Below are 12,808 nucleotides of genomic sequence, written 5' to 3'. Positions count from 1 at the left end.
GGTGGCGGTGATGGTGGCGGTGACTAATCATACCCGTGACGGCAATACGTTAAATGATTAAAATAATTGGGGAATGTTCCCAAGTTGCAGATCGATCTTATCAGGATCCCGCTATCGTGGCTCATATTCTTCAGGTGGCGAATCGGGTGGTGGCGGGTAACAGCCGTTATGTCATCACGACTTAACGGCGGCGGCGAGCAAACGGGTTTTTACGCTTACTCTCTTTCTTCGCCGCTGCCGCAGCAGACTTCAGTGCTGCCTGATGCGCTTTATCCGCCGGTGGCACTTCACGCTGTTCGATGGGGAACACCGGGAGTGCCGCTAACAGTCGTGGACCGTAGTTTTTGGTCAGCAAACGACGATCATAAATCACAATTTCCCCATGGCACTGATTACTGCGGATCAAACGCCCCACCTGTTGGATCAGGTTAAACGAGGCACTAGGTAAGCTTTGTACTTCAAACGGGTAACGGTTAAGTGACTTCAACCACTCCCCTTCGGTGAGGATCACCGGGCTGTCGATAGGTGGAAAAGCGATTTTATGAATATGTACCTGAGTCAGCAGTTCCCCCTTTAGATCCAGCCCTTCAGCAAATGACTGTAACCCGACCAACACACTGGCTGTGCCTTGCGCTACCCGCTTACGGTGTTCCTCCACCAATCGGTAACGCGGTTGATCCCCCTGAACCAACAACATCAGGCGCAGGTCAGTCACATAGCTGAGGAATGTCTGCATCGCACGGTGGCTGCTGAACAGGATCAGCATCCCTTTGTGTTTCCCACTGGCCTGCTCACCACGGAAAAACCGCGCCATCTCTTCCAGATGCTCTGCTTCATTGGCGATTGCAGGTTCAAAACGCATGGTGGGAATAACAATTTTGCCCTGCTCAATATGATTGAAAGGCGATGTCAGCAGTTCAAAACGATCCCCAGCGGCTTCGCTCAAGCCACTCATCTCCTGTAGGCGCGAAAAGCTATTGAGTGAACGTAATGTGGCGGAGGTAACCACCACATGAGGGACCTTGCGCCACAGTAACTTTTCCAGTTGGTCACTGACGCGGATCCCCACGCAGTGCAGATACAGATGTGTGACATTATCTCGCAGTTCACGGGTCACCCATTTAGAGATCGGCGCATTGGACGATTTCTCCATCGCCGCCAAGCGCCACAATTTACTCATCGCTTCCAGATAACCGTGGGTACGGCTCATTTGAATAATGGCTCGATGCAACCGCACAATATCGTGCTTACCGGTCTGTTCGGTGAGGTCGTTAAGCATAAACTCTGCTAACCCACACAATCCATCGGTCAATTTAAATAGGCGTGCACAAAGCTCCACCAGCGGTGCGGGGAGTTGCCCCATCTCAAAACGATACTCGGCATTGCTGCTGTCTGGCGGCAGAAACGCACTGACCTGATGCTCAACGTTCTGAATCAGTTCGCGCAACTCTTCACAGTGATTCTTCAAGCGCTCGCTATTGGCTAATCCTGGTGGGTTCTTGGGTTGGTATTGGGCAATGCACTGTTCCACCTGGCGCATTATCATATCCAACTGCGAGTTATTCCACAGTGCGGTGATTTCGCCATCAATTTCCAGTGCATCCCGCGCCACCTCCGGTAAGTGGTGACCTTCATCCAACACCAGCAGCAACTCTTTTGCGGGGGGTAATACTGACTCGGTTTCCAGCGCAGCCATCACCAACGCATGGTTAGCCACCACGACATCCGCAGTTTCAATCTCTTTACGGGCAATATAGAACGGGCATTCTCGAATGTAGTAACAATTACGCCCCAGGCAGTTGGCCTTATCGGTATTCAGCTTAGCCCACAGCAGATCATCTATAGATTGTTGATAGTGGTCGCGTAAACCATCCCACTCATGACGACTCAGGGCCTGCGACAATTTCTGGCATAAGGCCAGTTCTTCCCCATTGGAAGGAGCCCGTTCATTGTCATCCAGGTACAGCATCAGATCGCCTTGTTGGGCCACATCGGTGCTCATGGCGGCCAGATTGCGCGGGCAAACATAGCGCCCACGGCCAAATGCCCCGGTAAATTTCAGGTCGGGAATGATCTTTTTCAGTAAGGGAAGGTCTTTACTGTATATCTGATCCTGCAGGGCCACATTCGCGGTGCTGACCACCAGCGGTTTGCTTTGTGCTCGGCTAATGGCGATGCCAGGGATCAGGTAGGAGAGGGTTTTACCCACCCCTGTTGGCGCTTCAATAGCCAAGTGACGCGGATAATCACCTGCCAGTGTTTTAGCGACTTCCGCAATCATCTGCCGTTGAGGTGCACGGGAAATAAAATCCGGTATTTGCTGCTGCAGGGCTTTGTACCACTGGCTAATCTGATCTTTAATTGCGGAGGTGAGCGCCATTCAACACTTATCTAAACAAAATGATGGCGCTATTGTCCCATATAACACCCATGGCGTCAGCCTGAGTTGATACCCGTCGCCAGAACTATCTGGTCAGTTCTAACCCCCACTGCCATAACTGAATTTTTTCACCAATGTCAGTTCGCCCGGATTACGCATTGGCACAATCACCGTTTCCTGTTTCTCATTGGTGGTGCCTTCTTCTGTCACTATGGTGATCTGCGCGGTGGTCAGTATTTGGTCACCCGCACCACCATAATAGTTGACATAGACCAGATACTGGCCGCTTTGTGGCGTGGGTGAAGAGAAGATTTCTGGGCCGTAGCCGGTGGTGACATCAACATCCAATGCACCGCCATTGGTTAAATCGCGACCGCCATACCAGGCATGCCCCCCATCAGGAGTCACCACATGAAGGTCAAGGTCGGTATTATCGCTATCCCATGAGAGTACCACCCGCAAACGCGCCGGGATCGCGCCATGCTCTCTTTGTGCATAGAATTGCGTGCGGTGGCTGGCGGTTCGGTCGGGGCTGCGCAGTTCAACACCATTACTGCCCTGCGGAAAGATATACGGGCGACTAAAGCTGCCATCATCCTGAATTTTTATCGGCATACTGATGCCATTGACGATCAAACGCCCCGGTGGGGTTGTCGTGTTACTGGCCGGTTTAGGGAAATCTTTAATCTGCCCTTTAATCAGCGCTTGTGACGATTGCGTCACCGGTGAGTTGACCGATGACGCGGGATAATTAACCTGTTGTGAGAAATCCGCCCCCTCACCAGAAGTGCTATGCCATCCCGCCAGTGGGCTATCAATTTCAACACGCTGCTGGGCCACCACTGCCGTCGCGGTGACCATTAACAATAACGCGCCTGCCTGGCACAACCGATGAATCATCATAGTGATATCCTGAAAAACATATAAACCATTAAGCAAACCCTAGCGACCATTTCCCTATTCCAGTAACAGATGCCGAGCCAACTGCTCTACAAACTCTTCACTCTGCCCATTAGGGTGTGCCGCAAAGGCCAAATGTAAGTATTCATGAGCCAAATCCAACCGATCTTGCAACGAGTAAAGATCACGAACATAGATACGGCCATACATGCGATCAACATGGGGCTTGCCAGAAACCAGCCGACAGACGGTGAACTGTGTCAACGGTGTGTAACCCGGCTGGCTATCAAGCGCCTCACGCCAGCGTTTCTGTTGCGTTGCCAACCAGGCTTCGGCTTGCGGCATCGGTTGACAGACTACTTCCGGTTTATCCCAACGTGCCAGATTGGCACGTGGGTAGGCGTGAGCCAAAATGGCATCATAACGCATCCCCTGCTGTGCCTGAGCCACCGCCTGTTGCCACGACAAACGGTTCTTGCCCGGTTGATCGAGATGATAAGTGACCGGTGCTCCCACCAGTATCAAATCGTTACTCCAGCCGACCACGTCACGCATTGCTGCGGTGGCTGGTTGTGGCGCAACACGCTGGCTGGCACTGCTGTCACTGATGGCCAGGCACTCTCCGCTACGGCTGGCGTTTTGCAGCAGGTAACTGCGGATCACTACCGCCAACGCTTTTGCCGCCTCAACCGGTTGCGCCGCTGCCTCACGCTGCAGCACCCTGGCGACATACTCCTCCCGCTCCAGGTGGGCCAGTAAGGTCAATTTCCCCTGTTCTGTATGTAGGTAAAGTTCCCCCTGGCTCTCAATAGCGAGGCGATTACCATTACTAAATTCAACCTGATAGCGCCCTTGCAACCTGCCAGGTGCCACCGCAGCTTGCTCACCACTTCTGCGTATCGCCGCTATGGGATAACGCTCAAACATGTTGACTTCAACACAACCTTGCGAGTCTATCGGTTGTGCCTGCGGCAAAACATTATTCAGCACCGTGGCGTAATTTTTCAGCACCGTCTTACTGGTACCCGGAGCTTGCGCCCATACTGGGGTTCCATCGATCAACCAGCCAGCAAATCCCCCTTGGCGCAGTTGTGGATCATGCTCATCCCGCCAGCTCCAGGTTTTTATCCGTAAGCGGCTTCCCAAAGCACCAATCAGTGGATCCTCCTGATTGAGGAGGACATCCAACAACAGATTGCGTGCCTGCTGCTGAGCCGGCAAGGTGGCTAAAACCTGTAATAATTCAACCACCGTGACCCGAGTATCGGGCTGCAACTGGGCCAAATCCTGTAACCAGGCCGGGCTATGTTGTGTTTGCCAATAATTCGCCCATTTTTGCGCATCAAGTTGCAAACGCTGAGGCGCAAAATAGAGACTGCAGGAGCGCACTAACGCCTGGTCGCGGGTCACTTTTTTACCTAGGTCACAGCAATAAATCTCTTCCTGTGGCTGGCTACCGTCACAGCGGTAATCTGGCTCATGTTGCTGGGTATCCACCAGATACGCATAGACAAAAAGCTTCCAGATACTCCCCAGTGGTGTGGTGACTGTGGTAGATAACGGCTGCCGGGCAAGCTGCTGTTGCTGGTTAAGCAGCAGCAGTTGCCCCTGCTGATCCTGCTGCAGTGCCAGTTGCAACCGTGGCTCAGCCCCAAGCGCAACAAACGGCAACAGTAGCAACCAGCACCAGCGCCACATCTATTCCACCGTCACTTTCTTCAGACCACGGCTATTTTCCAACGCCGCATCCTGTGGGGCATACATGCGCGAATAACGTATTGGCGGCAGCAAGAACTCCCCTTTCTGCGAGAAACGCACCAGATGCCGATAAACCTTGCTCTCCACCAACTCATCTACCGGCACCATATAGGAAAGCTGCCCCATCTCATTGCGGGCCTTTTCCAGCGGTATTGCGTTATTACCCGCCAAACCGGAGACGCTGATGCCCCAAGTGGTTCGCTCAACATCTGCCCCTGGCGGTAATGGCACCTCAAGCTGCATATAATGTTGTGGCGTGTCACTTTTGTTGGTCAGTGTCACTTCATCCAAATAGAGCAGGTCGCTGGAAAGAGGTTCATTCGGGGCTACAGGCAGCGCACTGAACTCAAAGGCTTTATCCCCAGGGACCAATTTCAATAAACGATGGCTGATGCTGACTGGCAGCGGTTGTTTGGCCATATCAGCCCCCGTGGCATTAACGGGCAAGCTAAAGTTAACCGATACTTCTATGGGTTGAGATAATTCAGCGGGTAGCTCAAGGGTCGACACCGGTTGCTTGCCATGCCATTGCCAATAGCGCTCACCCAGGGTGCCTTGTAATTCAGCCCATCCTTCTCCGGGGTTAAATTCCACCGGTGGTAAGGTATTCCCCAGTGAATTATAGAGCCAGGTCAACGCCAAGGCGCGCTCCGGGCCCGCTTGTGATGGCAGCAATTGCGGCAGTAACCAAGCGACTTGCGCCGCATCCGCCCCACTGGTCCGCCAAATTGCCGCATACGCAAACGGGTGCTGGCTCTGGGCGATAAATTGCTGGCTTTGCTTTAATGCCTGCAACTCCCACTCCTGCAACCGATATCCAGGTGTTTGCTGTAACAGCGAATAGGTCAGCACCCGTGCCACCGCTAACCCCAGTTTTGAATTCGGGGCAGACATAATCAGGCTGTCATCTTCAGTCAGCGCACTGCCTTCTGTCGGTTGAGTATTCGGCAGGGAATCTGCTAACCCTTGCAGCAGGCTGGTGACCGGCAGATGCATCTCCTGGGCAAATGACAGCACCAAGGCACGATGTAGCGCAGGCATCTGATCTGCCTGTTCAGCATAGATATCCAGCAATCGTTGCCAATGGTCTGCTGGCAACGCCACCCCCAGCGCCTGGCTGGCATACCAATCCGCATAATAGGCATACGCCGTCAGGAAGGCATCCGGGTCGCCCTCGCCCCCCCACCAAGTGAATTTGGCTCCAGGCCCCGCCAGTTGCATCAGGCGTTGGCGGTTATTCTGCATAATCTGCCGCATGGTATCGGCTAACTGACCATTGCCCTTAGCCAAGGTGTTGTAAGCCACGCTCAAAGGTAACAACCGGCTGGCGGTATTGATAACGCCACCAAAGGGTTCATTAAGCAGAGAGTCCAGGCTACTGCGGAACAGTGCTGGGGCATCACCATTGAGGCGCAAGCGGATATCATAAGCCCCTGCCGGCAGGTTGAGGTTATTGCTGCCAGCATGCAAACGGATATCCCGCTGTTGCGGTACTGACCAGTTATCCGCCACGACGTTCAAGTCAACGCTCAGGGTATCCAGTACCCGACCATTTTTGACTACCTCAGAAATCCAAGGGCCAGAATGTAGTGCATCTATCGGTTGGCTGACGTAGTTGGCCCCTTCATGCAACGTGACGGTCTGGGTCAGTTGTTGATCACCGTAACCGGTGCGCAACTCCACCGTGGTCGGCTCTTTGCTCTGGCTAAAGATAAATAACCCCGGCTGTGGGCGATCCCCTTGGCGGAATTGTGTGGCGCCACTCCATTTCAGATACAGCGGTTTTTCTGAGCGGGTAAAGGCCTGCTTCTGCCCCACCTGCCCTTGCTGATTCTGTGCACGTACGGTAATGCGCCAACGCGTCAGTGAGTCTGGCATCCGGAAGCTGAAAGAAGCCTTACCGTTGGCATCCGTGACGATATCGGGCTGCCAAGCGGCGGTATCCACATCCTCACGCCGTGGCCGCTCCAACACTTTCACACTGCGATCACTACGGTTAGCGCGCCCTGGGGCGGTGACTGAACCAGACAGTGCCAGATCATAAGCAATAAAGGACAGACTGGCGCTGGTACGCACATTGTTACGCCGCGGGTGATAGAAGAACTGGTCAATCGTTGGGGCGATCTCTGGCTGCAAAGCATAGATCATCTCATCCACCACGCTGACGGTCAGATGCGCAGGCACTGGCTTCCCGTCAAAGCGGGTATCGAGCATCACCTGCACTTGATCCCCCGGCTGATAAACCGCTTTATCGGTCTTGATACCAATATCAATGCTGGGCATCGCTACCTTGATACCGGCATTTTGGAAACTGTATTGCCCACCTTTACTGTACAGCACGGAAAAAGTGAGATTAGGGGCAAAGTTTTTCTGCACCGCAATGCGCGCCAGATATTGGGTCTCATTCAGGCGTTCTAATTTTATCCAATCCGCTCCCTTAGAAAGCAGAGCGGTCTTCTCCACCTGATCACGCTCCAGGGTCAGTAAGGCCTGTTCCACCGGCTCCGGGAAGGTGATTAACGCCTGAGCCACTTCCCCTATCTGGTATTGGCCTTTGTCCATCACGATGTCGACACTGCCTGGCACCGCTTTCTCACCCGGGCCACTGACGGTATGGCTGGTCGCCCCGAGGATCATGCCCTGAGCACTGCGCAAGGTGACGGTATAAGTACCCGGTTTCTGGAACGTGATGGCAAATGGCTGCCCCACCGCCGATAACGGTGCCGAGGTCAGTTGACGATCCTCTAAACGGAGCCATTCATAACTGGCTGCCGTTGACTCACCACCTTGGATATTGCGATAACTGAAGGTGACTTCATCGCCAACCTGGCTAAAACGCTTAGGCGTAGTGACTTCATAACGTGATGCCCCGCGTTCCACCAGGATCTCGCGGGTGGTCTTCACCCGGAATGCGGCACCATCGCTGGCAAAAATGGTTAATAGATAGCGGCTCGGTTTATCTACCGCAGGCAGCTCTAATCTGGCATGGCCTTTATCATCAGTGGTCAGTTGTGCCGTTTTAAGCTCAACCGGGAATTTACCCTGATACTGCAGGTCGTTACTCACCATCGACAGTTGTTGGCTATACAGGCTGAGATCAAGACGCGCGTTAACCACCGGTTTGCCGTCCGGGTAGAGCAGCACGATGTCACCCACCACCGGCTCATTGGTGCGGAAATCATTCTTCTCCATCGCCAAGGAGATTTCAAAATGCGGCTTCTGGTAACTGGCGACACGGAATGAGCTGCTGTAGATCTGGTTGTTATAGGCAGAGCGAATTTCATATCCCCCTGCTACTGCATTTTCCGGCAACTGAAAACGTGCCTGCGCCCCAGACTGGCTATCAATCGACAGGTTTAAGGTCTGCAATGGCGAACCATTGGCATCCACTACCGTCAAGGTCATGGGGGCCGATTTGATGGCAACAGAGTCCAACGCGTTCTTAAACTCACGCCCTAATAGTTTGACCTCAACCCAATCCCCCGGCCGGTAGAGTGGCCGGTCAGTAAAGGCGTAGAGTTTGGTGTCATAGATTTCGCTGTCGTAATAGAAGTTTTCAGAAACAAATACCCCGCCTTCACTATCTTGCCCCAGCAAATAAGAGCGTTCTGGCGAGATATGGCTCAATTTCAGCAGGCCATCACTATCTGTTTCGCCACTGGTCAGAATACCGACCCCATCGGTCCACAGAATCTGGCTCCCTCCTGCAGCCTGGCCGTTCTGCCGGTTGGCCGTCCACACCAACAAGTCATTACCCGAAATTTTGCTCACCGCCACGGTATTGGCAACAAAAACCACCGTGGTGGCGCGATAACTGCCAATCAACGCCTCCACCAGATACAACCCTGGCTGTAACTTGCCCAATGGGATGTAAACATTGCCGGGTCGCGGCTCAACAAAACCGCTAGATGAACCCTCCATGCTCACCTGCTCCGGTGGCTGGATCGGCTTGGCATCCCACAGCGGATAACGGAACTGGCTAATTAGTGGCAAATTTTTCAGTGGCGCAAATTGCGGTTGAACCGTGAACCGAGAGGGCGCAGTCAAAACATTGCCCACTTTCAGTTCTGGTAAGGCGGTGGTCACTTCCTGGCGGGCATCATAGGAAAAGACCCGTTGCATCACACGACGGGATTTGCCATACCAGTTATCCCAAAGATAGGTCAAGGTGTTGGAAAGCCCCTCCCCCTGATATTGGCCTTCCAGCACGATGCGATGCAGATTCTTCTGTTTCTTTAAAAACTCCATCGGCCGTTCGATGCGGTATAAGCGGATATCCACCCCGCCATACTGCTCGGCCTCAAACCGCCGGTAGTCACGGCCAGGGGCCTCCAGACGCACAGTGGCCATTTCATTACTGGCAAAAGTACTGTCAGAAAGCAGAAAAAAGGATTGCTTGGGAATCGAATAGTTACTGTCTGGCAGGCTTTCTTCAGCCTGTAGCTGGCTGAACGGGAGTAACAGCGCCACCCCCAACAAATATTGCCGACATTGGCGTCGAAGCTTATTCATCGTGACAGAAAACCCAGGCGATAAATGCCAATAAAGTTGGGGTTCGATTCGTCGGGTATCCATCGGGTATCCTTCCATTTCATCAATTGTTGCATACTCACTGAACGCATCCCGTTGTCGGTTGGGGTGGTCGTGCCAGTGTGATAGGCGATATAACGCCCCATCCAGATCATAAGATGCTGTTCATCACCCTGATCAAAAAACAGTAAATCACCAGCTTGGGCCTGGTTGATATTGCGACCCACCAGTTGGCTATTAAATTGAATCAGCTTGATGGCGTCCACATAAGGGCCCTGCTTGCCGCCACCTTGTTGCCAGCGCTGAGCAAATTGACGCTGCTGCGGGCTAATCACTAATTCGGGTGGTAGATAGCGGTTAGATATCCCATTGGCGCGCAACCATTTACTGTCATGAACTTTCAGGGCTTCATTGGCAGCAAAACGCACTAAGCCTGCACAATCTTGTTGATACCAACGGGCACTTGGCCCCCGGTCCAACTGCTCTTGCGCAATACGCAAAAACCAGGCGCGGAATACCGCAGATTGTTGCGGATCAAGGGGGGGCACTGTCACTTCTGCCTGCCCCCGCCCAACCAGCAACAACAGCAGAACAGCCAGTAACCCGGTACGGATCCCGGCTATTGTCATAGCCCCTGCCATTTCAGTGGCAACCACTGCCAGTCTTCTTTTACTTCAATATTCGCGGGCAAGACTAACGCATAGGGCTGTTGGCCCGCTAAAGCGGTCAACTTGGGCAGCAACAGTGTTTGCGCCGCATTATAGAAGATCGGCTCCTGGTTTTTAGGCAAGCTGGCGAACGCTTCCTGCTTAAATAGCCCAGACAAGGCATCCGGTGCCATATAAAGCGGAACTATCGCGTCTGCAGGCAACACATCCGCGATGGGGGGAAAGTTCTTATCCAGCGTTTTTAATGCTTTATCAACCAATTTATCATCCAGAGAAAACAGTACCGTTTGACCATGACGTGCCAGACTGACCCGGAAGAAATTGCTACCCAGCAGACGTTGCGGCGCCGAGGAGTCACTGACTGGGTATTGACCATAGCGCGAGCTCACTTCCCGTTGCCAGACGGTCCCTTGCGGGATAGCACGAGAAACTATCTCTACCGGCTCACGCTCTTTGGCTCTGATGGTAGTGTCAAACAGCACCCCAAGCTTGCCATCTATCTCGGCACCTGCGCTGTTCTCCAGACTGCTGACAACCAGTGGGGTATAGAGATGGGAGTCAGGATACCAGCACAAGCCGCTGTTACCACTGATAGCCAAAGGTTGAGTATCCGTTTTGCTAACAACCTCGGTTTGCTCGCTGATAGCCGCTACCCGTTGCAGCAGGTATTCCGGCACACTTTGCGAAACCGGCAACGCCAGACAGAAACTGGCCCCCATGGGCATACTTTTCCACACTGGCCTGAAATCAAAAGAGGCATTTTCCGCTGTTGATGAACCATTCAGGGCAATGTAGCTGGCCCAGCCCTGGGGTTGCATCTCAAAACGCACACCGGCAAAAGCTGGAACAAAGCGCTGATAGCCAAAACCGAGATAATTGGCACTGACTGAAATTCGATGAGGGATCTTATCCGCTGCTGTCGCCTTCTCATCCCCACTGCCATCACGCGCTTTCAAACCAAAGCTCTGCGACCAAAGCGGCGTTCCACTCAGCAATGCGCTGGCGGTCTGGGTGGAATCTTGCGAAGGAGATTGCTGGTCATACAGCATGGCAATATCGGAAAACAGCAGCAGGTTATCGCCATGGCTGGCAAAAAACAGGGGTTTGCTACCATGATACTGCAATTGATAAACCGAGATGGTGTCATTGCCTATTTTGAACGGAGCAAAATCCATACGCTCAAGTTGTGTATCATCCGCAGCCACCTTGGCCAAGGGCTCCAGCAGGCGCGCCAAACCACTTAACTTAAACACCGCCATATAGTGATCCAGCCTGCCACGTTGGTCATGCCAGAGAGCAATATTGGCTGGTTGGTCAAGTAGCATTTCCAACAGGTTGTCACGCAGTGTCAACTCATGTTCAAAAATAATGCGCCGCAGACTACCGGTAATACCCAGGCGATCCGCATTATTCTGGTAGTAGAACACCAAATCTTCCGTCAGAGTATTGCGCAAAAACGGGATAGCCAGCAGATCTTTCGGCAACTGACTCAGGGATTGGCTTTCGATTAATACATCAGGATGGACTAGATCGATCTGCAGATCATTATGCCAGACCAATTCTTTAGGCGGGGTAATTTGATGAGGCGCGATTAAAAAATGATGAATACCCCATGCAGCAGCAGAAATTACCACAATAACGCCTACTGCCAAAAATCCGTATTTACTGCGGCGCGGTTTCACCACCGGAGTCACCTTATTGTTATCAATAGTCATTATGGCTGTTCCACACCAGGCATAAACAATTCCCTTGAAAAATAACGCATTCTAGATAGCTGCGCCTAATCGTGCTACAGATGGGTATGATATAGGTTAGCTGACCGCCCCGCACATAAATAATGAGATGGACGCTCCAACTTTTACGGCATCAAAGTGCCAAAATGTGAGCGTAAGAACTCAAAAGAAGCAGCATCCAAACGGAAGTATCTACTCTTGGTATCGACTTGGCAAAAAATGTTTTCCAGCTTCATGGCGTTGATCACAATGGCAATACGCTCCTGAAGAAAAAACTGACTCGATAAAAATTCGTGCCTTGCGTTATGCAGTTGGAACCTTGCCTTATCGGGATGCTGGCCTGTGCGCGCAGTGGCGGACACGCCAATACGTTGAGTGAGCTTAAGTGCTTTTTCACGAAAGGCGGGCCTGTGTTGTTTACGGGGCTTGTTTTTCGTTGTTGATGTTTTAGTCATGAGTCATATCTGGGTTAAGAGTTTGCTCACTTAGTGCCGTGTCCACTATTGCTGGGTAAGATCAGCTATCGAGTAGGAGGCGGGATCGCTCCCGCCGTCCTCTCACACCACCGTACGTACGGTTCCGTATACGGCGGTTCATTGTTAACACGGGAACTGCCGCTGTAAATCCAGTAATGAGAATAATCCCGCATCTGTGAACCACTTCTTCCGGAAGGCTTGGTTCATGTGACTTGCCCCTGCGTTCCACCACGGACCGCGTTGGTTCGTCGCCGATAACCAGGCTCTTTTCTCCAGTAGTCCATTTCTCATCAACATTCTCGCTCGGGCATACGGCCTTTTCTTGTTCCGCCATATCAGGCACCGCAATTTTCTCCGTATCCA

The 12,808-nt window shown here is 52.6% G+C and carries 8 protein-coding genes and 1 pseudogene; 2 read left to right on the top strand and 7 right to left on the bottom strand.

Annotated elements, in window-relative coordinates:
- Positions 1-53: 53 nt before the first annotated feature.
- On the top strand, positions 54-185 hold the full coding sequence (locus tag IO95_RS26355; RefSeq protein WP_255351368.1) for a hypothetical protein: 132 nt from the start codon (positions 54-56) through the stop codon (positions 183-185).
- Here IO95_RS26355 and dinG read toward each other — a convergent pair.
- The 6 genes from dinG to IO95_RS20110 all read right to left on the bottom strand — a co-directional run bounded on the left by dinG (position 182) and on the right by IO95_RS20110 (position 11,951).
- Positions 182-2,380, bottom strand: coding sequence for an ATP-dependent DNA helicase DinG (gene dinG / locus IO95_RS20135; RefSeq protein WP_023492729.1), 2,199 nt, complete (start codon positions 2,378-2,380; stop codon positions 182-184). The two genes, IO95_RS26355 and dinG, sit on opposite strands and share 4 nt — an antisense overlap.
- Before the next feature lie 99 nt (positions 2,381-2,479).
- Complete coding sequence (locus tag IO95_RS20130; protein ID WP_023492728.1) at positions 2,480-3,283, bottom strand: YfaP family protein; 804 nt, start codon at positions 3,281-3,283, stop codon at positions 2,480-2,482.
- Between the two features lie 54 nt (positions 3,284-3,337).
- Positions 3,338-4,978, bottom strand: a complete 1,641-nt coding sequence (locus IO95_RS20125; protein WP_023492727.1) for a DUF2300 domain-containing protein — start codon at positions 4,976-4,978, stop codon at positions 3,338-3,340.
- Positions 4,979-9,613, bottom strand: coding sequence for an MG2 domain-containing protein (locus IO95_RS20120; RefSeq protein WP_304413143.1), 4,635 nt, complete (start codon positions 9,611-9,613; stop codon positions 4,979-4,981).
- A complete protein-coding gene (locus IO95_RS20115) occupies positions 9,547-10,182 on the bottom strand; it encodes a DUF1175 domain-containing protein (RefSeq protein ID WP_369794390.1) in 636 nt (211 codons plus the stop codon). Before IO95_RS20115 ends, IO95_RS20120 begins: the two co-directional genes overlap by 67 nt.
- Positions 10,183-10,193: 11 nt before the next feature.
- On the bottom strand, positions 10,194-11,951 hold the full coding sequence (locus IO95_RS20110; RefSeq protein ID WP_023492724.1) for a DUF2138 domain-containing protein: 1,758 nt from the start codon (positions 11,949-11,951) through the stop codon (positions 10,194-10,196).
- A gap of 194 nt (positions 11,952-12,145) precedes the next feature.
- Between IO95_RS20110 and IO95_RS25400 the strand changes: the two are divergent.
- Positions 12,146-12,349 (top strand): annotated as a pseudogene (locus IO95_RS25400) (IS110 family transposase); the annotation flags it as partial.
- A gap of 136 nt (positions 12,350-12,485) precedes the next feature.
- Here IO95_RS25400 and IO95_RS26195 read toward each other — a convergent pair.
- Positions 12,486-12,808 (bottom strand): hypothetical protein (locus IO95_RS26195; RefSeq protein ID WP_037386906.1); only part of this gene is annotated, 323 nt, incomplete at its 5' end.

It is taken from the genome of Serratia sp. DD3, from assembly GCF_000496755.2.
This window is presented reverse-complemented; position numbering and strand designations above follow the sequence as displayed.

What these genes read in the sequence shown, in the direction of transcription:
- IO95_RS26355 (WP_255351368.1), top strand. Translation starts at nt 54, where the DNA reads ATGATTAAAATAATTGGGGAATGTTCCCAAGTTGCAGATCGATCTTAT.
- dinG (WP_023492729.1), bottom strand. Translation starts at nt 2,380, where the DNA reads ATGGCGCTCACCTCCGCAATTAAAGATCAGATTAGCCAGTGGTACAAA.
- IO95_RS20130 (WP_023492728.1), bottom strand. Translation starts at nt 3,283, where the DNA reads ATGATGATTCATCGGTTGTGCCAGGCAGGCGCGTTATTGTTAATGGTC.
- IO95_RS20125 (WP_023492727.1), bottom strand. Translation starts at nt 4,978, where the DNA reads ATGTGGCGCTGGTGCTGGTTGCTACTGTTGCCGTTTGTTGCGCTTGGG.
- IO95_RS20120 (WP_304413143.1), bottom strand. Translation starts at nt 9,613, where the DNA reads ATGGATACCCGACGAATCGAACCCCAACTTTATTGGCATTTATCGCCT.
- IO95_RS20110 (WP_023492724.1), bottom strand. Translation starts at nt 11,951, where the DNA reads ATGACTATTGATAACAATAAGGTGACTCCGGTGGTGAAACCGCGCCGC.